We start from the raw sequence: 25,974 nt of genomic DNA, 5'->3' as shown, positions 1-25,974 counted from the left end.
CCGTGTGCCGCCATCTCGCCTATCTCGGGTCCCCGATGCCGCTGGCGGAGCTGCTGCTCACGCCCGCCTACGGGCTGTTAAGGCAGTCCTGGGCGCCCAGGCATCAGCGGAACGGGAAAGTTAACGCCGATGGTTTCGGCGTCGGATGGTATGCCCCGGGGGATCCTCTGCCGGCCCGGTACCGCCGGGCCATACCGATCTGGGCGGACAGGTCCTTCGCCGACGTCGCCAGGGTCACCCACAGCGGGGCCGTCCTCGCGGCCGTCCGGTCAGCGACACCGGGGATGACGCAGGAGGAGTCAGCCGCGGCCCCCTATACGTACGGGCCCTGGCTCTTCAGCCACAACGGCCGCGTCGAGGGCTGGCCGGGTGCCTTGGAAGATCTGGCCGCTGCACTTCCGCCGGCCCGTCTGCTGGCACTTGAAGCCCAGGTGGACTCCGCCCTGCTCTGGGCCCTGGTCCTGGAACGGCTCGCCGCAGGGGACTCGGCCGGGGATGCGCTGACGCAGGTGGTCAGCACTGTCGCCGCCGTCACCGGCGGCAGGCTGAACTTTCTCCTCACCGACGGCACGGGCATCGCGGCCACGGCCGCCGGGGATACCCTTTTTTGGCGGGCAGGCCCCGGGAATGTGGTGGTGGCCAGTGAACCCTACGACGACGGCCCGGGCTGGCATGAGGTGCCGGACAACTGCCTGCTGACCGCCACCGCAAGCCACGTCGACATCCGTCCGATTCCCAACCTCACGAAGGAACAGGTGGCCCCATGAGCCTCTCCGCCGATCGCCCCGACATCATCCACCACCTGCCCCCGGACCACCTGGGACGCAGCCTGCGCGCCGATGTGCGCGCAGGGCTCACCGCGTCGCCGAAAACGCTGCCGCCCAAGTGGTTCTATGACAAGCTGGGCAGCGAACTGTTTGAGCGGATCACAGACCTGCCGGAGTACTACCCGACGCGGGCGGAACGTGAAGTGCTGGAACTCTTTGCCGCAGAGATGGCGGTCACCTGCCCGGCAGAGACGCTGATCGAGCTCGGGTCCGGGTCTTCCCGGAAGACCCCGTTGCTGCTCAATGCCCTGAAAGAAGCGGGATCCCTCCGCCGCTACGTTGCCGTGGATGTCAGCGACAGCGCACTGCTGGATGCCCGAAACGAATTGGCTCCTGCCTTTCCCGGCCTTGAACTTCAGGCCGTGGCAGCGGACTTCGAGACCCAGCTGCACCTGCTTCCGCGGGCGGGACGCCGCATGGTCGCGTTCCTGGGCGGCACCATCGGCAATTTTGAGCCGGCCGCCAGGGCCCGCTTCCTCACCGACGTCCGCGAGTTGCTGGGCGACGACGGCGGTTCGCTGCTGCTTGGCACGGATCTGGTGAAGTCACCGCACGTGCTAGTCCCGGCCTACGCCGACGCTGAGGGGGTCACCGCCGACTTTAACCGCAACGTGCTGCGTGTCCTCAATACCGAGCTGGGCGCCGATTTCGACGTGATGGCGTTTGAGCATGTGGCGGTGTGGATGCCCCAGGAGGAGTGGATCGAGATGCGGCTGCGCGCCAGCAGGCCAATGCTGGTGCGCCTGCCGGGGGTCGGCATGGACGTGCGGTTCCACGAGGGGGAGGAACTGCGGACGGAGATTTCGGCCAAGTTCCGCCTCGAGGGCGTGGTCGAAGAGCTGGAATCGGCCGGGTTCTCCGTCGCCGGGCAGTGGACCGACCGGCAGGACCGATACGCGATGACCCTGGCCGAAGCCGTCTAGGCCGGGCGGCGGACGGACACCGCCAGGGGGTCCAGGATGTTCACTGAAGGAAGCCGACCAGCCGCTGGATCTCCGCCTCGGTGTTGTAGTAGTGCACCGAGGCGCGCACCACCATTTCCGGCCCCTGTGGTGTCCCCGTTCGGACGGAGTCGGCCGGGACGGAGTCGGCCTGGGCGGAGGTCAGGGGTGCCACGGAGACATTGATCCGGCGGTCCGCCAGCCGGGTCCTGATGTTCCCGGCATCGCTTCCCTTCACCGAAAACGTGACGATGCCGCACCGGGTGATCCCGCGGTCGTGGACAGTGACTGCGGGAACCGCCGCCAGCTCGGACCGCAGCTGCTCCGCGAGCCCGGCCACACGCTCCTGCACCGCGTCCAGGCCCAGGGCCAGGGCGTAATCGACTGCCCGCCCCAGGCCCAGCCTTCCGGCGGCACTGGCCTCCCAGCTCTCGAACCGCCGGGCATCGCCGCGAACTTCAAAGCCCGCGGCGCCGGCCGGAACGGCGGAATGCCCGTCCAGCATGGCCGGCTCAAGCCGTTCCAGGACCGAGGCGCGCACATAGAGGAACGCGGTGCCGCGCGGTCCGCGCAGAAACTTCCGTCCCGTTCCCGCGAGCACGTCGCAGCCCAATGCCTGCACGTCCAACGGCATCTGGCCCACCGACTGGCATGCGTCGAGCACGAACATCACCCCGGCGGCGCGGCACCGCCGGCCCACCTCCGCCGCGGGATTTACCAGGCCGTTGGCCATGGGCACATGGGTCAGGGCCACCATGGCCACGTTTCCGCGCTCCAGCTCCCGCTGGAGGTGCTCCACGTCAACCTGGCCGTGGGGATCGTCGTCGAGCATCACAATCTCCAGGTTGTGGCGGCGCGCAAGCTGCCGCAGCGCAATGACGTTGCCGGCATACTCGGTGCGGCCCATCAGCAGCCGCGTCCGGGGGACAAAGGGGAAGCTGTACACCGCCATCGCCCAGGCGCGGCTGCCGTTCTCGGCCAGGGCTATCTCGTCCGGCCCGGCCCCGATCAGCCGCGCCACCGAGGAGTACACGCCCTCCAGCCGATCAGCAGCCTCTTCCGCCGCTTCATAGCCGCCGATCTCCTCCTCGCGGCGTAAATGACCCACCACAGTGTCCACGACAGGACCGGGGACCAGCGAACTTCCCGCATTGTTCAGATGGGTCACGCTCAGGACACCGCGGGTCTGCCTGCGTGCCGCCTCGACATCAATTGACATAGACTACATCCTCCCGCAACAAGGTCGGGAAGTGTCCGGACCCCTGCCGCAAGGACGCCCGGGCCAGGAGCGCGGGGCGCATGCTGGTCGTGTCGCTGCCGCGCAAGTCTCGTCGCCCAGGTAGCGGGACGACCTTGCGCAGCCCTTCAGGCTGCGCCCAGGTAGCGGGACGACCTTGCGCAGCCCTTCAGGCTGGCCCGCAGCACGGCGCGTCACCGGGCGGAGGTGCTGAGGTAACCACACACAATTTGTAGACTCCCGCCCCGACGACGTTGTCCCGCGCGACACCACTGAGGTTCAGCGGTTAGCTCTGGCGGGAATAGGATTCCCACTTGTGGGCCTGGTGTTCGCCGTCGACGAAGCGGACGGTGCCTGATTTGGACCGCATCACGATCGACTGGGTCAGCACCTTGTCCTTGGCGTAGCGGACACCGCGGAGGAGGTCGCCGTCGGTGATGCCGGTGGCCGCGAAGTAGCAGTTGTCGCCGGTGACGAGGTCGTCGGTGGAAAGGACCCGGTCCAGGTCATGGCCAGCGTCGATGGCCTTCTGCTTCTCGTCATCGTTAGTCGGCCACAGCCGGCCCTGGATCACGCCGCCGAGCGTCTTGATGGCACAGGCTGTCACGATGCCTTCCGGCGTTCCGCCGATTCCCATGAGGGCGTCGACCCCGGTACCGGAGCGCGCGGCCGCGATCGCGCCGGCGACGTCGCCGTCCATGATGAACTTGGTTCGGGCACCGGCCTCGCGGATTTCCTCCACCAGCCCGCGGTGGCGGTCGCGGTCCAGGATCATGACGTTGAGCTGGTTGATTTTGACGCCCTTGGCCTTGGCGATGAGGTGCAGGTTCTGCTTGACCGGCAGCCGCAGGTCCACGACGTCCGCGGCTTCCGGCCCGGTGACCAGCTTCTCCATGTAGAAGACGGCGGAGGGATCGAACATGGTGCCGCGCTCGGCCACGGCGAGGACGGCGAGGGCGTTGTTGATGCCGAGGGCAGCCAGACGGGTTCCGTCGATGGGGTCCACGGCGACGTCACATTCGGGGCCGGTGCCGTCACCGACGTGCTCACCGTTGTACAGCATGGGGGCTTCGTCCTTTTCGCCTTCACCGATGACGACGACGCCGTTGAAATGGACGGTGGACAGCAGGGAACGCATGGCGTCCACGGCAGCGCCGTCGGCCTTGTTTTTGTCGCCGAATCCGACCCAGTGGCCACCGGCAATGGCGGCCGCTTCGGTCACGCGGACGAGTTCCAGCGCCAGGTTCCGGTCGGGTTCGTCGTCGCCCACGGCCAGCGCCGGGGACAGGATTGAATAGCGGGTTGATCTGGAAGCGTCAGACATAGCGACCTCATTCTTGAACGGTAGTGGGGGATGCGTGGCGGTCAGCGTGCGGCGGATCTGTGTTCCTGTGGGGGCGGGGCCGTTGCCGGAAGCCTTGGCAACACTGGAGCGCCCGGCCATCGGGCCGGTTCCGGGCGCGGGGCGCGCAGGTGGCGGCCCGCAGGCGCCACCTGCACGCAATAGGCTCCCGGCCGCCGCCGCTGTCTGGCGGGGGCGATGGGCCCTACTTCACATCCTCGTCTACCCAGTCCATGGACTTGGTGACGGCCTTTTTCCAGAGACGGAGCTGGCGGAAACGCTCGGCGTCGTCCATTTTCGGTGTCCAGCGCTTGTCCTCGCCCCAGTTGGCGGTGAGCTCTCCGAGGTCTTTCCAGAAGCCGATGGCCAGGCCAGCCGCATAGGCGGCACCGAGCGCCGTGGTTTCAACGATCCTGGGCCGTACCACGGCCACACCGAGGATGTCGGCCTGGAACTGCATGAGGGCCTCGTTGGCGACCATGCCGCCGTCAACCTTCAGCTCGGTTAGCGACACCCCGCTGTCCGCGTTGACGGCCTCCAGCACCTCGCGGGTCTGGAACGCGGTGGCTTCCAGTGCCGCCCGGGCAATGTGTGCCCTGGTGACAAAACGGGTCAGCCCGACCAGGGCGCCCCGGGCATCCGGACGCCAGTAGGGTGCGAAGAGGCCGGAGAACGCCGGTACGAAGTAGGCGCCGCCGTTGTCCGGCACCGACGCGGCCAGGGCCTCAACCTCCGGGGCGGAATCGATCAGGCCCAGGTTGTCCCGCAGCCACTGGATCAGCGATCCGGTGACGGCAATGGATCCTTCCAGCGCGTAGTGCGGCTTCTCATCGCCCAGCTTGTAGCCGAGCGTGGTCAACAGGCCGTTGCTGGAGTGAACGATCTCTTCGCCGGTGTTGAAGATCAGGAAGCACCCGGTGCCATAGGTGTTTTTGGTCTCGCCCCTGCCGAACGCGGCCTGGCCGAAGGTGGCTGCCTGCTGGTCCCCAAGGATGCCGGCCACAGGAACTCCGCCCAGCAGCTGGGAGTGGTGGACGGTGCCGTAGACCTCGGAAGAGGACCTGATTTCGGGCATCATGGACCTGGGCACATCAAACGCCTCAAGGATGCTGTTGTCCCATTGCAGTGTTTCCAGGTCCATGAACAGGGTCCGGGACGCGTTGGTGACGTCGGTGATGTGAATACCGCCGTCGGTGCTGCCTCCGGTCAGATTCCAGATCACCCAGGAGTCGGTGGTGCCGAAGAGCAGGTCCCCTGCTTCGGCCTTGGCCCGCGCACCCTGGACGTTGTCCAGAATCCATTTGATCTTGGTGCCGGAGAAGTAGGTGGCCAGCGGCAGGCCGACCTGCTTCTTGAAACGGTCCACGCCGCCGTACCTTGCCAGCTCGTCGACGATGTCCTGGGTGCGGGTATCCTGCCACACGATGGCGTTATACACCGGACGCCCGGTCGTCTTGTCCCAGACGACGGCGGTTTCACGCTGGTTCGTGACGCCCAGGGCGGCGATGTCGTGGCTGGTCAGGTTGGCCTTGGACAACGCTGAGCCGATGACCTCGCGGATGTTGTCCCAGATTTCGACGGGGTCGTGTTCGACCCAGCCGGCCCGGGGAAAGATTTGTTCGTGTTCTTTCTGACCGCTGGAGATGATATTGCCGCTGTGGTCAAAAATAATGGCACGGCTGCTGGTCGTGCCCTGATCGATTGCAATTACATACTGCTTCATCATGACGTCCTTGTCTTAGTGAATGACGGTGTTCGGGTGCGCCGCGGTTACGGTGCGGCGGCGAATACAATGGGCGCAGCAGCGGCAACGATGCCGGCCAGCCCTCCGCCGGCCAGGGAGCCGACGACGGGAATCCACGAGTAGGACCAGTCGCTTTTGCCCTTGCCCTTGATCGGGAGCAGGGCATGTGCGATGCGTGGTCCTAGGTCACGGACCGGGTTGATGGCGTAGCCGGTGGGGCCGCCGAGGGAAACACCGATACCGACCACCAGCAGGGCCACCGCCAGCGGTCCGAGTCCGGAGGGCGTGCCGCCGAAGGTCAGGATGACGAAGACCAGGACGAAGGTGCCGATGATTTCGGTGACGAGATTCCAGCCGGTGGAGCGGATGGCCGGGCCGGTGGAGAACACCGCCAGTTTGCTGGCTGCCAGAGGCTCCGCGTCGAAGTGCTGCTTGTGCGCCAGCCAGCAGACGACGGCGCCCAGGAAGGCGCCGGTCAGTTCTCCGCCGAAATAGGTGATGGTCGACAGGAAATCAACCGGGATGCCGGGGACGAATTCCTTCTTGCCGTTAAGGATCAGACCCAGCGTGACGGCCGGGTTGAGGTGTGCACCGGATTTGGCTGCGATGAACACACCGGCGAAGACGGCGATGCCCCAGCCCCAGGTGACCGTCAGAAACCCGCCGTTGTTTCCCTTCGTTCCCTTCAGGGCAACGTTGGCGACGACACCGCAGCCGAGCAGCGTCAGCATCGCTGTGCCGAATATTTCGGACAGGAAGATAATTCCAAGAGACATCTTTGACTCCTCTTATTGTTCTGTTTTTGGCCGGTCTCGGGTGATGACCGGCGGTCGGGGGGCGGGCCCTGCGACAGGCGTCGTTCCGCCCCGCCGGCCCGCTGTGCGGGTCCGGATCCGCGCCAAAGCTGCGGTCCGGCTTTTTGATGGTGGCCTTGCTGTGCGTCAGGAAATCTGGCTTTGTACCGGGACCCCGTGGAAACGCTGCAGCACGTCTTGTGCGTGCGTGATTTCCTGGGCCATCCGGGCCGTATCCCAGCCGAGCGGTCCCGCGAGGGCCTGGGCCAGCTCGGTGAGGAGTTCGGCGGTGACCATGCCCCGGAAGGCCAGGGATGTGCGCCGGATGAGGACATCGATCAGGTGTCCGATCTGCTCGTGCCGGACCATGAACTCGATTTCGCGCAGGCTCAGCTCGCGGGTCGAGTGCAGGACGCGGTCCTCGCCGGCGGTGAGGTACGTGATGACGTCGGTTGCACGGGTGCCGTAGCGGGTCAGAAGTCCTTCGACGCGGGCGGCGTCCAGATCATCGGACACGTGCTGTGTGATCCAGGCCTGGATGTCGGTCTCGGTAGCCGGGAAGTCAGTTCCGCCGCCGATGGGAAGCTTGGCGGTGGAGATCTTCCGTTTGTGACCAAGGATCGTCAGGACATCGTTGGTCATATGCTCGGACAGGGCACGGAAGGTGGTCCATTTGCCGCCGACAAGACTCAGGACCGGAACGTTGGTGCCGGCGATTTCACGGTCGCGGCGTTCAATGCGGTAATCGCGGGAGACGAATCCGGGGTGCTCGGCATCGTCACGCGGGAGCGGTCGGACGCCGGCGAAGCTGTACACGATGCTCTCGCGGGTGATCCTGATGTCAGGGAAGACGTGTTTGATCAGGTCGAAAAAGTATGTGATCTCCTCGTCGGTGCAGACGGCGTCCTCGTCCATGTCCGCGCGGATGTCCGTGGTGCCGACCAGGACACGGTCCCCCATGGGGTAAATCAGGACGATCCTTCCGTCCGTGTGTTCAAAGAAGATTTCGCTGCCTTGGCAGGCGTCGAACAGTGCGGGGTGATCCAGCACGATATGGGATCCCTTGGTCCCTCCCATGAACAGGGAGGGCGAGCCCAGCGCCTCATTGGTCAGGTCGACCCAGGCCCCGGTCGTGTTCACGATCACATCGGCCGTGAAGGAGAACGTCTCCCCGGTGAGTTCGTCACGGAGCTGGACACCGTTATTACCGATGCCGGTGACGCTGACGTAATTGGCGGCGCGGGCGGTGTCATTGCCGGAGCCGGCGGCCTTCTGTCCGTCCTGCAGGACATCCAGGGTGAGCCGCTCAGGGTTGTGCACGGACGCGTCGAAGTAGGTGGCCGTGTATTTTACGCCTGGATTGAGATGGGGAAGTTCCTGCAGTGCCTTGGCGCGTCCCTTGAACTCGTGCCGCGGGACGGCGCCGCCGTCCCTGGAGAAGGAGTCATACAGGCTGAGTCCGATTTTGATCAGGAAGGCCCCCCGTTCCTTGGGTGTGCCGTGCTGTTTGTGGGTCAGGAACCGCAGCGGGGCGGCCAGCACGCCGGAGAAGGTGCTGAAGATCGGAATGGTGGTTTTCAGCGGTTTAACATAGTGCGGGGCGAGCCTGAGGAGCCGGTTGCGTTCGGTGACGGATTCCTTGACGAGGGGAATTCGCCGTTTTCAAGGTAGCGGATCCCGCCGTGGATCATATGAGACGAGGCGCCGCTCGCACCCTGGCAGTAGTCCCCGCGTTCCACCAGGGCCACATCCACGCCCTGCAGCGCCAGGTCCCGGAAGGTGCCGACCCCGTTGATGCCCCCGCCGATGATCAGCACCTTCGCCCGGGGGCGTTCACGCAGACTCTCAACCGTGGCCCGGGAAGAGACGGGCCTGCGGTCACCGGTGGATTCATGCTTGCTCAAAGTTGCTCCCTTGCAGCTTGTCCTTCGCACCCTGAGGCGCCTTCATATTTCATTCTTCGAACAAAGCGGGAATATGTTCAAGCGTTCTGCACAAACGTGCAAAACTGAGGATGCCGGCAGTTTCCCCGTCCGCGGGAGAGGCCGTGGCGCGACGCTGGACCGCCCCGGCACGTCCGCTGGCCCCGGAAACCGGGGATTTTTTCCGCGCGGCACGGATATATTGCCTGCAGGATCTGAAGCCATCACCAGGCACCTGCCGACCTCCGCTCCTGGGGGCTGGACCGATCCGGCCTGAGTTCCGGACGGACATGCACGTTGTACCGGCGCCGGACACCCCGTACCAGCGCATGGCCGTCGGCACCTGCCGGACTTGGCATCGCGCAACCCGCTGCCACCGCCGGTCCGTTCCAAAGACGATGCGGGTACTTGCGGTGCGAATTTTCGCAGGACCAACCAGCGACAAAGCCCGGTCACGTTGCGACAAACTGATGCCGGGGATGTCGCGCAATACGTTCGTTTGTGTGACGACTTGAACACAATTAGGGATGGAACCTGAACTTGTCACTTAACCTGTGACTGTTAACTTCGTTTGGCGGTTATTTCGCAGGTTCGTTTGGCGGTTCAGCTGATGCCGATGACGAGGGTGGATCGTGCTGCTTCAACGACGTCGTCGGTGATGGTGCCCAGTTCGTTGATTTTCATGATGCGCTCAATTTGGGTGAAGAGCCTGTCGACGAGGCGGAAGTTCCCGCGGGTGATGCGCGCTATCGCTGCGATGGCCTGCGCGTCGGTGAAATCCTCGGGATCCAGCGCGTGCCCGAGTTTCTGCCATCGGCGTTCCAGGACGAAATGCAGTTCTTCCTGGGCGAGTGGACGGTATTCATGGGCGAATCCGATCCGGCTGTAGAGCTGGGCGTAACGGCTGAACCATTTTCAATGCCGGGCATACCGATGAGAATCAGGGCGGTGTTGTTCCGGTCGTAGCGGTCCCGAAGCAGCTCCAAGGCTGTGGCGCTGAGCCGCTCGGATTCGTCAATGATCAGCAGTTCGACGTGCTTGCCTGTCCGGGTAGGAGGGCCCGTCTTTTTACCGATTTTTTCCAGGTGCTGGTCCACACAGATCGATACGCGGGTGCTGATGTGCTCGAGCTCGGCATGCATTTGTTTGGGTGTGGTGAGGACGGCGGGGGTGTAGAAAACGGTTCGTCTCCTGGCCAGGCCCGCATGGACCTGCGCATCGGTATCGGCACGCGGACCCCACCGGTCCAGGAGATCTTCGGCTTTGGCCCAATTGGCATATCGTCGCGCGGAGAGCGTTTTGCCGATGCCTGCTGCGGCTGCAGGCCTTCTCCATCACCGAGGACAAGGCCGGCTCGGACACCACCAGCATCGAGACCGCAGCCGTGCGCGACGGCGACGATTTCATCATCACCGGCCACAAGGGCTGGACCAGCCGGATCGAGGAATCCGACCTCGCCTTGGTGCTGGCGCGCACGTCCGAGAAGCCGGACGGCAAGGGCTCCGACAAGACCCACGGCCTGACGCTGTTCCTGGTGGATCTGCGCCAGGTCCGTGCGGAACAGCCGGACACGCTCAAGGTGGTCAAGGTCCGCACCATGTTCAATTACGCGACCAACTTCCGCTACGTCATCGACGGCTGGAACGCCGAACGCATCCTGCTCGCGTCCGAGGCCATCGGCGATGGCTACTGGTTCACGCGGCGGGGTGTGGACTACGCCAACAGCCGTGAAGTGTTCGGCCGGAAGATCGGCGCCAACCAGGGCGTGCAGTTCCCCATCACCGATGCGTACATGAAGGTCCGGGCCGCGGACATGATGCGGTACGAGGCGGCGCGGCTCTTCGATGCCGGCGAGCCCTGCGGCGCGGAGGCCAATATGGCCAAACACCTTGCGTCGGAGGCCAGCTGGGCGGCCGCCAATGCCTGCCTGGACACCCACGGCGGCTATGGCTTTGTTGACGAATACGACGTCGGACGCAAGTTCCGCGAGACCCGCATGTTCCAGGTGGCGCCGGTCAACAACAACCTGATCAAGAGCTTCGTCGCCACGAAGGTCCTGGGTTTGCCGCGGTCCTACTGAGGCGGGGCGGCGGCCCTCCGGAACATAAGACGGGTGCCACCGGCCGCCCGGCAACTGGCCAGCGGCCGGCGTCGGGAATTACGACGGCGGCGCCACATCTTGGGTGCGCCGGGCGCTGTCAGGTGTACATGAGCGAGCCGGGCGTGGTCAGCAGTTCCCCGGTTTCCAGCCAGGTCTTCAGGCCGGAGAGGATCATCGGCCAGCCGCCGTAGAGCTGGTCGTTGGCACCTTCGCGGAGCTGATCGTGCGTGACGGTGAGGTGGCAGGAATCGCCCACCGGTTCGATCTCCCAGGTGATGCGGGAGGTGCCCTCGGCCTTGACGTCCTCGCCCCAGAGCGCGCGCATGGTCTGGACGAGTTTGCGGGGCGGGTCCACCTCGATGTTTTCGCCTTCGCCCAGGAGATCCCCGCCCTTGGGCGCCATCTCGAACCGGGACCCCGGCGTCCAGTCCGATGTGATGACGCTGCCGAACTGGTATTTGCTGCGGATCTCGCTGTCCGTGATGGCTTCCCAGAGCCGCTCCGGAGTGGTCTTGATATAGATTTCGAAGATCTTTTCCATGGGACTTTCCAATCGGGTTTTGAGGTCGCTGAGGGCAGCGGCCCATGGTTCTGCGTATTTGCTGACCCAGCGGTCGTGGACCAGGCGGATGGGCACCGGATTCAGGAAGTGGAGCTTCTCGCGGCCCCGACGGCGGGTGACCACCAGGCCGGCTTCCTCCAGCTGCTTCAGGTGCTTCATGACGCCGTAACGGGTCATGTCGAAGCGGGCCTCGAGCGCGTGCAGGGTCTGCCCGTCTTCCCTGAAAAGCTCGTCCAGGAGGTCACGGCGGGTGGGGTCGGCCAGGGCCTTGAATACGGCGTCCACGGTTCTAGGATAGGTGACTAAATGGTCACATGTCTAGGGTTCATTGACGCACTCCACCTGCCGCTGCAGCTCGAGCGAGGGCAGGCTGCGTGAATCGAACTTCCGCAAATTGCACTCCCGATCCCCAGGCGTCAGGCCGAAAGAATCACCGGCTAACGATCGTAGTGCTGGTGCATCGTGTCATTGTGCAGATGTTGAACACTTCGCTGCACGGGCGGCAGATCGCCTGACTGGAACCCCGCTGCTGACCGGCATTGCCGTCACCGGCTAACGCTTCGCAGGCCTTCCCCGTTGGGGGAACCGTGGTAGCCTGCCGACGATGGCTCTGGACCCCGCTCTGCTCGACTGGTTGCTTGACGCCGACCCGGCGCTGCGCTGGCAGGTCGAGCGCGACCTAGTGGGCGCCCCGAGTGAGGTGTGGGGCGCGACCCGTGCCCGCATCGCGACGGAAGGGTTCGGGGCGCGGCTGCTCGCGCTGCAGGATCCCGACGGCCAGTGGGCGGGCGGGGCGTTCTTCCCGAGCGGCTTCGACTTCCGCGGCCCCGAGGCAGCCGAGGGGGCGGGGCAGCCATGGACCGCTACGACGTGGACGCTCAACACGCTCCGTGACTGGGGCATCGATGCAGCCGCCCTCGCCGGCACCGCCGACCTGCTCGCCGCGAACAGCCGCTGGGAGTATGGCGACCTGCCGTACTGGCGTGGTGAGGTCGACTGCTGCATCAACGCCTACACGCTCGCCAACGGCGCGTGGCTCGGGGCGGATGTCTCCGGAATGGCCCAGTGGTTCGTGGACCACCGCTTGGCCGACGGCGGCTGGAACTGCGAGTGGGTCGAGGGCTCAACCCGCTCGTCGTTCCATTCCACGCTTAACTCCCTTAGGGGCCTGTTGTACTACGAAGCCGCGACCGGCGGCAGCGATGTGCTGCTCGCAGCCCGTCGAGCCGGCGAGGAGTACCTGCTCCAGCGCCGACTGCTCCGCACCCTGTCCACAGGCGAGCTCGTCGGGCCGTGGGTGACGCGATTCGCGTACCCGTTCCGTTGGTACTACAGCATGCTCAACGCGGCCGACTACTTCCGGGCTGCGGCGCTGCACGATGGTGCGGCGCCTGATCCGCGGCTTGCCGACGCGATCGAGGCGATACGTGCCGCCCGCCGCCCCGACGGCACGTGGCTGCAGGAGCGTCGCCATCCCGGAAGGGTGTGGTTCCGCGTGGACGTTGCCCCAGGCGAGCCGTCCAAGTGGCTTACGTTCTACGGCACGCGCGTGCTCGCCTGGTGGGACGGGGCGAGCGAGCGGGCCTTAAGTGTCCGCTCGCGCAAAGTCTGAAGGGGCGTCCACCGCCGTTTGCTGCTCCACTGTTTTCTGTTCCGCTGTCACATGCCCGGGCTCTTTCGGCCCGGGCGGGTAGGCGTGCTTGCGCCCGGTCACCACAATAACGAGTGCGACGACGACGGGCACCGCAGCAGCTACCGGCACCAGCAGCGGCCCCGCCGTGGTGAGGGCGGCCGCGCCGTAGAGCGCGCCGATGGTGATCCCCAGCTGGATGGTCAGCACCGTGAGGCCGTTGGCGGCTTCTCGGTACTCCTTGCCGGCACGGAGGATGGCGGACTGGTTGTAGATGCCGATCGCGCCGAAGGCAGCTCCCCAGACCGCCATCAGCACCAAGGCGCCGGGGACGGTGACCCCACCCACGGGCAGGAGGAGGAATGCGGCGGCGATGATCGCCGTCGTGATCAGCAGTGAACGGCGCGGCCGCATGTCCACGGTGATGCCGGCGATCCAGATACCCACCAGTCCGGAGGCTCCCAGCAAGGTGAGGGAGAGGGTGATGCTTAGGACGCGGAAGTTCCGCACACCTCAGAAAGGCGACAGAATCCCCTATTTCAGTAGGCACAAATCGGTTCCATAATGGCCCCATAAGCTTCGGGGACCCTCGCGACGATGATTGCTGGCGGGGCGTTGCAGAGTCCCAGGTGGCCGCCCCGGTACTTGGCGGAACGGGCGGCCACGCGGCCCCGGACAGGGACGTTCGGGACCGAATCCGGGGGAGAACGTCGCCATCAATGCGACACATCACTGCACGGAAGGAATCATCATGCTCAAGGATTCAGACATCATGGCTGTCCTCCCCGCGAAGGACATCAACAGGGCGAAGGAGTTCTACCGGGACAAGATGGGAATCGAACCCTCCGAATCCATGGAGGCCGAAAGCGTGATGTACCGCTGCGGCAACGGGACGGGCTTCTTGGTTTACCAGACAGAGAATGCAGGAACCGCGAAGAACACCCAAATGGGCTGGGGCACGGACGATCTGGAGCGTGACGTCGAGGAGCTGCGGGGCCGCGGTGTCGTCTTTGAGGATTACGACCAGCCCGGGTTGAAGACGGAGGACGGCATTGCCACCGCGGGATGGGGGAAGTCCGCCTGGTTCCTGGACAGCGAGGGCAACATTCTCAACATCTCCCAGCGGGCGTAGCCCGGACCAGACGCGGAGCAGTGCGGCGAGCACCACTACAGCTGGGATGCGGCGTTCAGAAAGACAAAGCACGACGCCGGTGCTCGCCGCCCGCTCACGGTTGTACAGTCCTCAGGTGGATGATGCCGGATCGCTCTCAATACCGAAGTGCCACAGCGCAGCGTCCAGGTCCTCAGCGCGCCACCCTCGTGAGTCTGCAGCAGCGCGGATCACGGCCGACATGTTGGCGTACGACGTGTCCTCGATCCCGGCGGCCTCGGCCACTCTCCGTATCCGCGCATCAGTAGTCACTCCCGTTGAGAGTCCACTGAGAACGTCGATGTAATCCAGCGTCTTAGGGCTCACATGACGTACAGCTGCGAGGGCATCACGAAGAACCGGCCTTCTTGCTGGGTCAGTGAGTCTGGCTCGGAGTTCCTCTACAGTTTCGATGCCCTGATCCTCAAACACGCATGTTAAGTCGTCTATCTGAGCAAGACGGCCCGGGGATGGCCAATCGATGACTTCCGAGAGGGTTCCCGTAGCAAGACGTTTCCGGAACCCACTTGTTGTTCTGGCATCTGGCCATGCGACAAGAAGAGCGTCAACGCGCGGCTTCACGGTCGCCTGGTAATTTTGCCGTCGCTGCAAGGAGGCATCGACAATAATCGCTCCGATGGAAGCCCACCCACGGCTAACCTCAGTCGAGGCGTCGATGCCGTGGGAGTCCATGAAGGCTAGGAGTTTGGCGGTGTCGCCATCGATAGTCATAAGTGAATACTTGCACGTAAACAACGGCCTCGGAGCGCTGCCACAATCCAGACGATCGAACATGGGGGTGCGCTGGAGGTGCGGCATCAGGCAGGGGTGGAGGTGGCCCCGCCGTCCGTGAGGCCCATGAACATCGTCCGGTGCAGGATGTCCACGTGCTTTCGCGAGACCTCCACGGCTTCCGGGACGTCGCCGGCACGCAGCGCTGCCACCAATGCGACGTGGTCGCAGTTTGATTTGTGCAGTAGCTCGATCGGGTAGGGGATGAAGTAGGCATAGAGCTCGGCCAGCGTCTCGTGGTAGGCCTCGACGGCGGTGCGCAGCCCCGAGGCGGTGCCCACCAGTTGGTGGAACCGCTCGTCTGCCTGGTGGTAGTCGGACCAGTCCGTGGATTCGGCCATGTCGTGGGTCAGCCGGTCGAGCTCATCCAGCTGTTCAGCCGTGGCGTTGAGCGCCGCGTAGTGCGTTACGGCGCATTCGAAGAGCAGCCTCCGGTCTACCAGCCGGTTCACGGCCCGGGACTCGGCCGGTGATGCCGAGAGTTCAGCCAGAACGCTCCGTGGGGGCTCGTCGGCCACGAACGTTCCGCCGCCCCGGCCGCGGCGGCGGACCACCACGCCCTGTTCGGCCAGGCTCGCCAGCGCGCGGCGGGCGGTGATCGGGCTGACCGACAGGCCCAGGGCCACGTCCTCCTGATCGGGCAGGCGTTCGCCGGGTTTCAGCAGCCCCAGCGAAATCGCCATGCCGATCCGCAGCCGGACGGCGTCGATGGCGCTTCGGCGGTCGATTCCGGCCAGCCTGCCGGCGCCGATGGGCGAAGTGTCGGCGGTGTCCTCCAACTGACGGGTCATAACCGCTACTTTACGGCCCATCCCCGCCCCTTCCCATAATTGGATCATTCTGATCTAATATAGTGCAGATCACATCCTCAACGTGGAGAACACCATGCAACGCACCCTTCCCCTCATCGCGGCCCAGGCCCGGCCCCGGCTCATCGGTGAACCCGTCTCGGCATTCGCGGACGAGGTCACAGCCGCCCTCGCCGTCCAGCCGCACAGCAGGCTGGTGGTCTTTCCGGAGCTGCACCTGTTCGGGGATTCCCACCCCGACCAGCAGCGCACCGAAGTGCTCCAGGCCTCCGCCGAGCCGCTGGACGGCCCCCGGGTCAAGGAGCTCCGGCAGCTTGCCGCGGACCTGGGCATCTGGCTGGTGCCGGGCAGCGTGTGCGAGCGCGGCCCCGAAGGGCAGCTGTTCAACACCCAGCTGGTCCTGTCCCCGGAGGGAGAGCTTGCCGGCTATTACCGGAAGGTTTTCCCCTGGCGCCCCTTCGAGCCCTACGACCCTGGCGACCGGTTCACCACCGTGGACCTGGCCGGCGTCGGCAGGGTGGGCCTGAACATCTGCTACGACGCGTGGTTCCCGGAGGTCTCACGCCAGCTCGCCTGGATGGGGGCCGAGGTCATCCTCAACGTCGTGAAGACCACGACGCCGGACCGCCGGCAGGAGCTGGTGCTCGCCAAGGCCAACGCCATCGTGAACCAGGTCTTTGTGGTCAGCGTCAACTGTGCCGGTCCCACCGGCAAAGGCCTGAGCATCATCGTGGACCCGGAGGGCAACACCCTCGCCGAGGCCCTCGACGACGCCCCGGTGCTGCTCACGGCGGAACTGGACCTTGCCGCCGTCGAACACGTCAGAACCCACGGCACCGAAAACCTCAACCGCCCCTGGTCCCAGTTCCGCGACGGCGAGGACGCCGTCGAACTGCCCGTGTACCAGGGCCGGATCAGTCCGGCCACCTGGGCTCCCCAGTCTTTCAACGCCTAAGGAAAAACCGTGACAACATCACCCACCCTCACCCGCACGCTGAAGCTGCCCTCCCTGGTCCTGTTCGGACTGGCGTACCTGACCCCGCTGATCGTCCTGGGGATCTTCGGCATCATCGCCGAAACCACGGACGGCGCATCGCCGGCCGCGTACCTGGTGGCCATGGTCGCCATGCTGTTCACGGCGCACAGCTACGGCCGGATGGCCGTCGCGTATCCCGTGGCCGGTTCCGCCTACACCTACGTCCGCCGGTCCATCGATCCCAGGGTGGGCTTCCTGGTCGGCTGGGCCATCCTGCTGGACTACCTGTTCCTGCCGATGGTCATCTGGCTCATCGGCGGCTCGTACCTGAGCGCCCAGTTCCCCGGAATCCCGATCGGACTCTGGATCGTGGGCTTCATCCTCATCACCACGGTGCTGAACATCCTGGGCATCAAGGTGGCGGACAAGGCCAACTACGTGCTGATGGCGTTCCAGCTGCTGGTGATCGTGTTCTTTGTGGCGCTGTCCATCGGCAACGTGGTGTCCACCTCGGGCGCCGGCGGCCTGGCCAGCACCCAGCCGTTCTTCAACGACACGTCCAGCTTCGCCACCATCTCCGCCGGTGCGGCCATCGCCGCCTACTCGTTCCTGGGGTTCGACGCCGTCACCACCCTCACCGAGGAGACCATCGAACCGCGCAAGAACATGCCCCGCGCCATCATGCTCATCGCCCTGATCGGCGGCGGCATCTTTGTGACCGTGTCGTACGTGACCCAGCTTGTCCACCCCGGCGGGGTGTTCGAGGACTCGGCCTCCGCGGCCAGCTCCATTGCACTGCAGATCGGCGGGCAGCTGTTCGGTGCTGTGTTCCTTGCCGGGCTGGTGGTGGCGCAGTTCGCTTCCGGCCTTGCCGCGCAGGCCAGCGCCTCGCGCCTGCTGTATGCGATGGGCCGGGATTCCGTTCTGCCCAAGGCGGTCTTCGGCCGGCTCAGCGCGAAGTTCCACACGCCGGTGGTCAACCTGATCGTCACCGGCATCGTGGGCCTGATCGCGATCTTCCTGGACGTTGCCACCTCCACCTCGTTCATCAACTTCGGTGCCTTCACCGCCTTCACGCTGGTCAACGCCTCCGTGGTCTTCCACTATGTGCGCCAGCGCCGTGCCGGGAACCAGCTGAACCCTGTGTCCTACGTGGTGGTCCCGGTTGTCGGAGCCATCGTCTGCGCGTACCTGCTCTCACAGCTGGACAGCAACGCCATTACGCTGGGATTGTCGTGGCTGGTGCTTGGCATAGTGGTCCTGGCCCTGATCACCCGCGGTTTCAAAGCGGCACCGCCGGAAATGACGGCCACGGAAAAGGCGACCGTGGAGGCGGCCGCCTGAGCTGGACGCCTGAGTCTGGGCCGCCTGACCCGGCCGCCGCCTGATCAAAGGGGAGGAACAACCGTGAGGATAGCGCTCGGGCAACTGGAGTCGGGCACCGACATCAAGGCCAACCTTGCCGCGATCGACCGGTTCGCCGCCGCGGCCGCGCTCGACGGCGCCTCGCTGGTCGCCTTCCCGGAATACGCCACCTACGAGAAGAAGAAGGTGGACGCCACGTTCCCGGAGGTCGCCGAGCCGCTGGACGGTCCCATCTGCCAGGAACTCGCCCGCATCGCCCGCCGCCACCGCATCGCGTTGGTGGCGGGCGTCGTGGAAGCGACCGGGGAGCCGGGCCAGGCCTACAACACCCTGGTGGCTTTCGGGCCGGACGGAAACCAGCTGGCCTTCTACCGGAAGATCCACCTCTTCGACGCGCAGGGCTTCGGGGAATCGACGTTCATCATGCCGGGCCCGTCCACCAGTCCTGTGGTCTTTGACTCCGGGGGAGCGCGCTTCGGCCTGATGGCCTGCTACGACCTGCGGTTCCCGGAACTGGCCAGGTCCCTGGCCGACGCCGGCGCGCAGGTCCTGCTGGTCTGCTCGTCCTGGGTGCCGGGCACCCACAAGACCGAGCAGTGGCTGGCGCTGAACGCGGCGCGCGCCATCGAGAACAGCGTGTACGTGGCAGGGGTGTGCCAGGCGCCGCCGGTCTCGGTGGGCCGCAGCATTCTGGTTGATCCCATGGGGGTCACTGAGGCCGACCTCGGCCTCGAACCTGGGGTGCGGGCGGTGGACATCTCGCTGGAGACGGTGGCCCGGGTGCGGGAGGCGTTCCCGATGTTCCGGCAACGGCGGCTGTAGTCGTCAGCAGGCACCGGACCGCACGACGGCGGGACCAGGCGTCCCGGCAGCGCACAGCCTGGTTCGGGGTTGTTGCCCGATGTCCGGGGAGGGAGGATGTTTCCATGCTTCCCGAGGAGCGGTTCAACGCGCTGGTCGACGAATTCAGAGCCAGTCCAGGCGTCAGGGTGCCGGGTGAACCGGGACGGCGCGGGTTCGGTTCGTCCGCGCTGAAGATCAACGGCTCGATTTTTGCGATGATCGCCGGAGGCAGGCTTGTTGTTAAGCTGCCACATGATCGCGTCAACACACTGATCGGGTCTGGAGCCGGCGCACCGTTCGACGCCGGCAAGGGCCGTGCGATGAAGGAGTGGCTCACCGTCACGGCCGACGATGAGGAGTCATGGCTGGCCCTGGCCCGTGAAGCCATGGACTTCGTGGGGTCTGCGCACCACTGACCTACGGCGGACCGCTCGTCAGCCATCCAGCATCGTCATGATTCTCACCTTGGTCCTGGAGGACTGATCGTCGATACGTGCTTGGCGTGAATCCTAGGAACTTTTGGAAGTCGTTCGTCAGATGGGCGTGATCCGTGTAGCCGAGTTCGGCAGCTATCGCCGCGAGATCTGTCGCTGGGTCGGTCCGTGACCTGTCAGCGGCCTCTTGCAGGCGGCGCCGTCGGATGAGCGCGGACGGGCTCAGGCCGATGTACTTCCTCGCTACCCGTTGAAGGGTTCTCTGCGAAACAAACAGACGCCTCGCAACGTCTTCAACGCGGGTCACGTCGGTGCGTGTTCCGATAATCTCCATCATCGCGTTGGCAAGAATTCCCTCCTCGGACACCTCTGGACTCTGCGCTACCAGCCAGCCAGTGAAAGCCTCCACCGCGCGTTGTCGACGTTCCCGTGGATCGGTTCCGCTCATCGCCTCCGACACTGAGGCATGCAGTTCCGCGAGCGGTAGTGGCAGCTGGGCATCCCGCAGGCTCCCCGGATCATCCGTGAAACGCGGAACCAGAGCGGGACGTAGTAGGGCCCCAACCGCCCAGCCCCGGCCCGTGAGGTCGCGATGTGTTCGACGGGTTGTTGGGCCTGCGAACTCAACGAGATCCTTCTGGACCACAAGGTTGGACGTCGGGAACGCGATCAGGTGCTGGCGTGATGTGTGCCCTGGCTCAATGTCCCATTCGGGGATCCAAAACCACTGCACCAGGTTCGTGACGGACTCAGGCGCGGGCACACGGTGAAATGTGGGAAGCCGGGCCGGGTAGAGGATTCCCTTGAACGAACCCACCATGGGAGGACACTCCTTTATCCAGGCTGTCGCAATTCTCCAAGCCGCTCAGCGGACCTGTGCGTACCGTGAGATCTATGACTGATACTACAAGCACCGAACTGGCCGCGGCCGCCGATGGCAAGCATACGAAATCCGGTATCCCGCACGGCTTTACGAGCCTCACGCCGTTCCTTGCGATCACCTCTGCCAAGGAGGCGATCGCCTTCTACCAAGTCGTTTTCGGCGCGCGCACCGTAAATGTCACCGAGATCGGCGGAATCGTCGTCCATGCCGAACTTGACTTCGGCCAGGGGCGGCTCCAACTTGGCGAGCCCAACCCCGACTATCACCTCGTCCCGGGGCCGAACGGCGACGATGATTGCTACTCCGTCGGCTTCTACTGCGCCGATGCCGACGCTATCGTTGCGCGCGCCGAGCGGTCAGGAGCCACCGTTCGGGAGCCGCTGTCCACCTTCGTATCAGGAGACCGATTCGCCAGCATCCGGGACCCCTACGGTGTGCGCTGGTCCATCATGACCCGCGTCGAGGACCTCTCCGAAGAGGAAAGCACGCAGCGCGTCGCCGACTGGGCCTCCAAGCAAGGCTGAATCCGCGCATCTCACGCCGCCGCACTACGGCCTGTGGTTCCCGGCCGAGAAGACGTGCAGATACCAGTCCTTGTCCGTCGCCGAATCAGGGTTCGCGCGCTCCAAGCCCGGCCGCCGAAGACGCTCTGCCAATTGTTCGGCGGGACGTCAGCGGCGGCACCGAAACCGGCGCCGCCGTCGTCGAGCGCCAGTACCCGGCCAGGCGCGAAGTGGAACATGTCCCGTTCCGGTGTGCCGGGCTGGGTGAACAATACATCGGCGCGCGGGCCGCGCGGTTTCAAGTGCGACTACCCAATACCGCCTGCAATTTCTCGAACGACTCGGTCCATCCGTTGCGGTGCAGGGCCAGCCGCTCTTCCGTCAGGAACGGTCCCTGCGAGAGCACCAGGCGCGTGGCTTCGCCGGTGCTCCCGAGTGAGAGGTCGACGACGGTTTCCCGGTCGTCTGGTGTCGGTTCCTTCCAGCGGAATGTGTACACCAGGCGCCATGGAGGATCGATCTCCAGGAACTCGCCTGACAGGTGGAACGGTTCGCCGGCCGGTGGCGTCATGCGGAATCCGTAGCGGCCGCCTTCCGTGAGGTTCAGTTCGGCTGTAGGGATGGTGAAGCCGTGCGGACCCCACCACTTCACCAGTTCGGTCGATTCCGTCAGCATCCTGAAGACTTCTTCCGGGGGAGCATCGAGCGTGCAGTCGAGGTTCAGGACCAGTCCGCCAGTTTCCTCGTTCATCATTCAACTCTGCCATCCTGCGGACGCTGAGGGAAGCGGATCGGGCTGGCAGCCGCCTGTCACGTCGCGAGCGTCAGCAGCTTGCCTTTAGTCACGGCCTGGCGGGACAGCGCGGTGGGACGATCATGGTCCCTGAATTCTCCTAGTCCTCGCCCTCACGAATGCGTAGAATCCACAATGTCCCTACGTGGCGTTCCGCGGATACGGGCAACGGGGGAGTGCCCGGCTTCGAGTGTCCCGGTTTCAAGGAACTGGGACGCTCTCATCGAAGCCTGCACTAGCCAAAGCTGACGTTCGGTCATCCTCCAGCGGGATCGTCGCAATCGCTCCCTGCATTACCAGGGCGTCGCTAAGGTGAGTGAAAACGATATCGAGGCCGGCAGGACTCCCCAGGGAAGCTTAGTCGCGCGCAGTTGGCAGCTTGGGGTGTGCCCTGGCCGCCACCTAAAGGCTGGAAGCGTGCCCTGCTGGCCAAGGAGACCGCACCGACGTCCGACGGCGAGGGTAAGGAAGCCCAACCTTTAGTCCCGGCGGCAAACGCGGGAGTGTCTGAATAACGGTGGATCCGGGGTTGGCCTGACACGCCGGGCGGTGCCTGGCGGGGAGGACTGATCATGAGCGAAACCATGGATCCCATGGCGACTGAAATGGATCAGCAAGAGTTAGCGCAGCAGCTCCTGGCCCAGGCCAGGGAGCAGGGAATCGAGCTCGTCGGCCCGGGTGGGCTGTTGAACCGGTTGACGAAGAACGTCCTGGAGACCGCTCTGGAAGCGGAGATGGATGAGCACCTCGGCTACGGCAAACACGACGTGTCTGGCCGCGGCAGCGGGAATTCCCGCAACGGCACCCGTACCAAGACCGTCATGACGGAGATCGGGCCAGTGGAGATCGACGTGCCGCGGGACACCGGATCGACGTTCGACCCGCAGATCGTCAAGAAACGGCAGCGGCGGCTGACGGGAGTCGACGAGATCGTGTTGTCGCTGAGCGCGAAGGGCCTCACCACCGGGGAAATCGCTGCGCACTTCGGCGAGGTGTTCGGCGCCAGGGTCTCAAAAGACACCATCTCGAGGATCACCGAGAAGGTCATCGCTGAAATGACCGAGTGGCAGAACCGGCCCCTGGACCGGGGGCGGTTTCTAGTGAACGTTGCGAATCCCAGAGAGAGGGACTCGCATGCCCAGATACGCGTCGAACAAGATGCCGCAGTAGGTGAAACGCCGCTACTTCGAACTGATCCGTCAGGGGTTCTCGGGGCTCTGACGACCGCATTGAGATATCCGACGGACTCGCCTCTGGTGAACCCGTGAAATCGATTGCCCTGAGGATTGGCAAGAGCTTCCAGAGTGTCTATCGGGAGATCGGACGCAACCGCAAACCCGACGGAACCTACCAGCCGTGGTTTGCCCACAATCAGGCGCATTTGAAACGTCGCCGCCCGAAGCTACGGGTATTCGAACGCGACACTGCCCTTCACCAGGTGGTGGCGGGGAAGCTCGCCGCTCGTTGGTCGCCGGGACAAGTCAGCCGCTGGCTGCGCCGCTGCTACCCGCTCAAGATCGATTGGCATGTGTGTGTTGAGACGCTCTACGAGGCCGTATATCGGGGCCTGATCCTCGGCGCCAATGCGGTACGGGACCTTCGCACCAGCAGGGCCTATCGGCGCCGCCGCGGGCGGGGCCGATCGAAGGACGGCGCACCGCCTCACCGACCGGTTCGACGACGTCCTGCCGGAGCAGCAGGGCACCCGGACGCCGCGCGTGTTCATCACCGGCGACGCCTGCCACACGCACAGCGCCAAGGCCGGCCAGGGCATGAACGTCTCCATGCAGGACGGCTTCAACCTGGGCTGGAAGCTCGGGCACGTGCTGGAGGGCCGCAGCCCGGAAAGCCTGCTGTCCACGTATTCGGCCGAGCGCCAGGTCATCGCGAAGGACCTCATCGACTTCGACAAGGAGTGGTCCACGCTCATGGCGAAGAAGCCGGAGGAGTTCAACAGCCCCTCCGAGCTTGAGGACTTCTACGTGAGCACCGCGGAGTTCCCGGCCGGGTTCATGACCCAGTACGCCCCGTCCATGCTCATCGCCGAGGCAGCCCACCAGGACCTCGCCACCGGCTTCCCCATCGGCAAGCGCTTCAAGTCCGCCCCCGTTGAGCGGGTCGGCGACACCAACCCGATGCACCTCGGCCACCACGCGACGGCGGACGGCCGCTGGCGCATCTACGTCTTCGCCGACCCGGCTCTGCCCGGCACGGATTCGCCGACGGACCGGTTCGCCCGGTGGATCGCAAACGCGCCGGAATCGCCGCTTGCCGCGCCCCCCGAAGGGGCGGACCTCGATGCGTGGTTTGACGTGAAGGTCATCTACCAGCAGGACCACACGGGCATCGACATCGGCGCCGTGCCGACCGTGTTCAAGCCATCCGTGGGTCCGTTCCAGCTCACGGACTACGAGAAGGTCTACGCCACCGACCCGTCGGCGGACATCTTCGAGCTGCGCGGCCTGGACCGCGGCGGCGTCGTGGTGGTGGTGCGCCCGGACCAGTACGTGGCCAACGTCCTGCCCCTGACGGCGACGGCGGAACTCGGCGCGTTCTTCGCACCCCTCCTGCAGGCGGGCAAGCCGGCCGCCGAGCTCCAGGACCACGCAGGCTAGGCACCGATACGTTGGGTGGGCGGCTGAAATGCTGCCCTTCCAACGGTCGGCGACCCTCCCGCCCAGTTACTTCCGGCCGCACCACCCTGCACCCGTGGAATTCCGCGGCTGTGGGGGCGCGAAGCGGGGTGCGGCACCGGGTAACCGGGCTGGAGCGTCACCACCGCGGCCTACGGTGCTGCGGCCCGGGCCCGGTCAGCCGGCGTAGGGGTCTGCGATGCCGATGTACTGGGTGGTGGTGTACTCGGCGATGCCTTCGGCGCCGCCTTCGCGGCCCAGTCCGGAGTGCTTGACGCCGCCGAACGGGGCAGCGGCGTTGGAGATGACGCCGGCGTTGAAGCCGACCATGCCGAATTCGATCTGCTCGGCCACGCGCAGGAGCCGGTTGAAGTCGCGGCTGTACACGTAGGAGGCCAGCCCGTATTCGGTGGCATTGGCGAGGCGGATGGCGTCGTCCTCGGTGCTGAACGTGGTGACGGGGGCGACGGGGCCGAAGATTTCCTCGCGGAGGATCGCGGCGTCGTTGGGGACGTTGGCGAGCACGGTGGGCTGATAGAAGTAGCCGGGACCCTCCACGGCCCTGCCGCCGGTGACTGCCGTTGCGCCGGCGTCGACGGCGGCGCTGACCAGCGCGTGCACGTCGTCGCGGGCGCCGGCGTCGATCAGCGGGCCCACCTGGGTGCCCGGTTCGGTGCCGCGGCCGGTGGCCAGCGCACCCATCGCCGCGGCGAACTTGCCGGTGAACTCCGCAGCCACGGATTCCTGGACCAGGAAGCGGTTGGCGGCGGTGCAGGCCTCGCCCATGTTCCGCATCTTGGCTGCCATGGCCCCGTCGACGGCCTTGTCCAGGTCCGCGTCCGCGAACACGATGAACGGGGCGTTGCCGCCGAGTTCCATGGAGGTCCGCAGCACATTCTGCGCGGCGTCGGCCATAAGCCGCTTGCCAACCGGGGTGGATCCGGTGAAGGAGACCTTGCGGAGCCTGGAATCCTGCAGCAGCGGCCCGGAGATGCCGGAGGCGCTGGCGGAGGACACCACGTTCAGCACGCCCGCGGGCAGCCCGGCGTCCAGCATGGTCTGCGTGAACAGTTGCGCCGTCAGCGGGGTGAGTTTCGCGGGTTTTAGCACCATGGTGCATCCTGCGGCCACTGCCGGGGCCACTTTGCGGGCAGCCATGGCCAGCGGGAAGTTCCACGGGGTGATCAGCAGGCACGGGCCCACCGGCTTCTTCTGGACCAGGATCTTGTTCTTGCCCTCAGGGGTGGTCAGGTAGCGGCCGTAGTCACGGACTGTTTCCTCAGAGAACCAGCGCAGGAACTCCGCGCCGTAGGTGACTTCGCCGCGGGCCTCGGCCAGCGGCTTACCCATCTCCAGGGTCATCAGCAGCGCAAAGTCCTCGGCGCGTCCGGTGACCAGGTCAAAGGCACGGCGCAGGATCTCGGCCCGTTCCCGGGGCGCGGTCCGGGCCCAGGACGCCTGGGCCGCGGCGGCAGAATCGAGGGCGGCCAGGGCGTCGTCACTGGTGGCGGAGGCCAGGGTGGCGAGCACGTCCCCGGTGGCGGGATCGTGCACGTCGAACGTGCCGCCGTCGGACGCGTCGCGCCACTGCCCGCCGATCAGCAGGCCGGTCGGGACGGAAGCAAGAAGCGCAGCCTCACGCTCGGGTGAGATGGCAGGCGAACCTACGAGGGAGGTAGTCATAAGGCTTTCC

At 65.5% G+C, this 25,974-nt stretch carries 20 protein-coding genes and 5 pseudogenes; 12 read left to right on the top strand and 13 right to left on the bottom strand.

The features are described 5' to 3' along the window. The first annotated feature begins 2 nt into the window (after positions 1–2). Positions 3–767: an ergothioneine biosynthesis protein EgtC gene (egtC, locus tag ABIB26_RS04650; RefSeq protein ID WP_354240028.1), complete on the top strand. Its 765-nt coding sequence runs from the start codon at positions 3–5 to the stop codon at positions 765–767. Then, entirely contained in the window at positions 764–1,750 is a 987-nt protein-coding gene (egtD, locus tag ABIB26_RS04645; RefSeq protein ID WP_354240026.1) for an L-histidine N(alpha)-methyltransferase, read from the top strand. The genes egtC and egtD overlap by 4 nt, the downstream gene beginning before the upstream one ends. A 40-nt stretch (positions 1,751–1,790) precedes the next feature. Here egtD and ABIB26_RS04640 read toward each other — a convergent pair whose 3' ends face one another. From ABIB26_RS04640 to ABIB26_RS04615, 6 genes and pseudogenes are all read right to left on the bottom strand, one after another. Further along, positions 1,791–2,987 carry an aminotransferase class V-fold PLP-dependent enzyme gene (locus tag ABIB26_RS04640; RefSeq protein WP_354240025.1) on the bottom strand — a complete coding sequence of 399 codons (1,197 nt, stop codon included), beginning with the start codon at positions 2,985–2,987 and terminating at the stop codon, positions 1,791–1,793. Positions 2,988–3,291: 304 nt separating this feature from the next. Next, positions 3,292–4,329 (bottom strand): class II fructose-bisphosphatase, encoded by a 1,038-nt coding sequence (glpX, locus tag ABIB26_RS04635; RefSeq protein WP_354240023.1) that lies wholly within the window; start codon positions 4,327–4,329, stop codon positions 3,292–3,294. Positions 4,330–4,552: 223 nt separating this feature from the next. After that, on the bottom strand, positions 4,553–6,070 hold the full coding sequence (gene glpK, locus ABIB26_RS04630) for a glycerol kinase GlpK (protein ID WP_354240418.1): 1,518 nt from the start codon (positions 6,068–6,070) through the stop codon (positions 4,553–4,555). A 47-nt stretch (positions 6,071–6,117) separates the two neighbouring features. Continuing rightward, positions 6,118–6,867, bottom strand: coding sequence for an MIP/aquaporin family protein (locus ABIB26_RS04625; RefSeq protein ID WP_354240021.1), 750 nt, complete (start codon positions 6,865–6,867; stop codon positions 6,118–6,120). A gap of 165 nt (positions 6,868–7,032) precedes the next feature. After that, a pseudogene (locus ABIB26_RS04620) lies at positions 7,033–8,789 on the bottom strand (glycerol-3-phosphate dehydrogenase/oxidase). Positions 8,790–9,410: 621 nt separating this feature from the next. After that, positions 9,411–10,120 (bottom strand): annotated as a pseudogene (locus ABIB26_RS04615) (AAA family ATPase); the annotation flags it as partial. Between ABIB26_RS04615 and ABIB26_RS04610 the strand changes: the two are divergent. Then, positions 10,087–10,887 carry an acyl-CoA dehydrogenase family protein gene (locus ABIB26_RS04610; protein ID WP_354240416.1) on the top strand — a complete coding sequence of 267 codons (801 nt, stop codon included), beginning with the start codon at positions 10,087–10,089 and terminating at the stop codon, positions 10,885–10,887. The pseudogene ABIB26_RS04615 and the gene ABIB26_RS04610 sit on opposite strands and share 34 nt — an antisense overlap. Before the next feature lie 118 nt (positions 10,888–11,005). Here the strand turns inward: ABIB26_RS04610 and ABIB26_RS04605 are convergent, their stop codons facing one another. After that, complete coding sequence (locus tag ABIB26_RS04605) at positions 11,006–11,755, bottom strand: ArsR/SmtB family transcription factor (protein ID WP_354240019.1); 750 nt, start codon at positions 11,753–11,755, stop codon at positions 11,006–11,008. Between the two features lie 319 nt (positions 11,756–12,074). Between ABIB26_RS04605 and ABIB26_RS04600 the strand changes: the two genes are divergently transcribed. Continuing rightward, positions 12,075–13,082 carry a squalene cyclase gene (locus tag ABIB26_RS04600; RefSeq protein ID WP_354240017.1) on the top strand — a complete coding sequence of 336 codons (1,008 nt, stop codon included), beginning with the start codon at positions 12,075–12,077 and terminating at the stop codon, positions 13,080–13,082. Here ABIB26_RS04600 and ABIB26_RS04595 read toward each other — a convergent pair. Next, positions 13,056–13,589 (bottom strand): annotated as a pseudogene (locus ABIB26_RS04595) (MFS transporter); the annotation flags it as partial. The gene ABIB26_RS04600 and the pseudogene ABIB26_RS04595 sit on opposite strands and share 27 nt — an antisense overlap. 262 nt (positions 13,590–13,851) lie before the next feature. On the opposite strand from ABIB26_RS04595, the gene ABIB26_RS04590 reads away from it, so the two are divergent. Further along, on the top strand, positions 13,852–14,232 hold the full coding sequence (locus tag ABIB26_RS04590) for a VOC family protein (protein WP_354240013.1): 381 nt from the start codon (positions 13,852–13,854) through the stop codon (positions 14,230–14,232). 111 nt (positions 14,233–14,343) lie between these two features. Here the strand turns inward: ABIB26_RS04590 and ABIB26_RS04585 are convergent, their stop codons facing one another. Both ABIB26_RS04585 and ABIB26_RS04580 read right to left on the bottom strand, forming a co-directional pair. Beyond that, a complete protein-coding gene (locus ABIB26_RS04585) occupies positions 14,344–14,982 on the bottom strand; it encodes a DUF8548 family protein (RefSeq protein WP_354240011.1) in 639 nt (212 codons plus the stop codon). 86 nt (positions 14,983–15,068) lie between these two features. Further along, positions 15,069–15,833 (bottom strand): FadR/GntR family transcriptional regulator, encoded by a 765-nt coding sequence (locus ABIB26_RS04580; protein WP_354240009.1) that lies wholly within the window; start codon positions 15,831–15,833, stop codon positions 15,069–15,071. 94 nt (positions 15,834–15,927) lie between these two features. Between ABIB26_RS04580 and ABIB26_RS04575 the strand changes: the two genes are divergently transcribed. From ABIB26_RS04575 to ABIB26_RS04560, 4 genes are all read left to right on the top strand, one after another. Beyond that, entirely contained in the window at positions 15,928–16,806 is an 879-nt protein-coding gene (locus ABIB26_RS04575) for a carbon-nitrogen hydrolase family protein (RefSeq protein ID WP_354240007.1), read from the top strand. A 9-nt stretch (positions 16,807–16,815) separates the two neighbouring features. Then, the gene (locus ABIB26_RS04570; RefSeq protein ID WP_354240005.1) at positions 16,816–18,171 is read left to right on the top strand and encodes an APC family permease; all 1,356 of its coding nucleotides are present in this window, start codon (positions 16,816–16,818) and stop codon (positions 18,169–18,171) included. Positions 18,172–18,234: 63 nt separating this feature from the next. Then, the gene (locus tag ABIB26_RS04565; RefSeq protein WP_354240003.1) at positions 18,235–19,014 is read left to right on the top strand and encodes a carbon-nitrogen hydrolase family protein; all 780 of its coding nucleotides are present in this window, start codon (positions 18,235–18,237) and stop codon (positions 19,012–19,014) included. A gap of 104 nt (positions 19,015–19,118) precedes the next feature. After that, positions 19,119–19,451, top strand: coding sequence for a TfoX/Sxy family protein (locus tag ABIB26_RS04560; RefSeq protein WP_354240001.1), 333 nt, complete (start codon positions 19,119–19,121; stop codon positions 19,449–19,451). A gap of 1 nt (position 19,452) precedes the next feature. Here ABIB26_RS04560 and ABIB26_RS04555 read toward each other — a convergent pair whose 3' ends face one another. Continuing rightward, positions 19,453–20,289 carry an AraC family transcriptional regulator gene (locus ABIB26_RS04555; protein WP_354239999.1) on the bottom strand — a complete coding sequence of 279 codons (837 nt, stop codon included), beginning with the start codon at positions 20,287–20,289 and terminating at the stop codon, positions 19,453–19,455. 74 nt (positions 20,290–20,363) lie between these two features. Between ABIB26_RS04555 and ABIB26_RS04550 the strand changes: the two genes are divergently transcribed. After that, positions 20,364–20,876, top strand: coding sequence for a VOC family protein (locus tag ABIB26_RS04550; RefSeq protein WP_354239997.1), 513 nt, complete (start codon positions 20,364–20,366; stop codon positions 20,874–20,876). Positions 20,877–21,153: 277 nt separating this feature from the next. Here the strand turns inward: ABIB26_RS04550 and ABIB26_RS04545 are convergent, their stop codons facing one another. Further along, positions 21,154–21,609, bottom strand: a complete 456-nt coding sequence (locus ABIB26_RS04545; protein ID WP_354239995.1) for an SRPBCC family protein — start codon at positions 21,607–21,609, stop codon at positions 21,154–21,156. A gap of 623 nt (positions 21,610–22,232) precedes the next feature. Here ABIB26_RS04545 and ABIB26_RS04540 point away from each other — a divergent pair. Both ABIB26_RS04540 and ABIB26_RS04535 read left to right on the top strand, forming a co-directional pair. After that, a pseudogene (locus ABIB26_RS04540) lies at positions 22,233–22,733 on the top strand (transposase); the annotation flags it as partial. Positions 22,734–23,303: 570 nt separating this feature from the next. Then, positions 23,304–24,263, top strand: a pseudogene (locus ABIB26_RS04535) (FAD-dependent monooxygenase); the annotation flags it as partial. Between the two features lie 195 nt (positions 24,264–24,458). Here ABIB26_RS04535 and ABIB26_RS04530 read toward each other — a convergent pair. Further along, a complete protein-coding gene (locus tag ABIB26_RS04530) occupies positions 24,459–25,964 on the bottom strand; it encodes an NAD-dependent succinate-semialdehyde dehydrogenase (RefSeq protein ID WP_354239993.1) in 1,506 nt (501 codons plus the stop codon). Positions 25,965–25,974: the final 10 nt, after the last annotated feature.

It is taken from the genome of Arthrobacter sp. UYEF20 (assembly GCF_040546335.1).
Taxonomy (GTDB): domain Bacteria; phylum Actinomycetota; class Actinomycetes; order Actinomycetales; family Micrococcaceae; genus Arthrobacter.
This window is presented reverse-complemented; position numbering and strand designations above follow the sequence as displayed.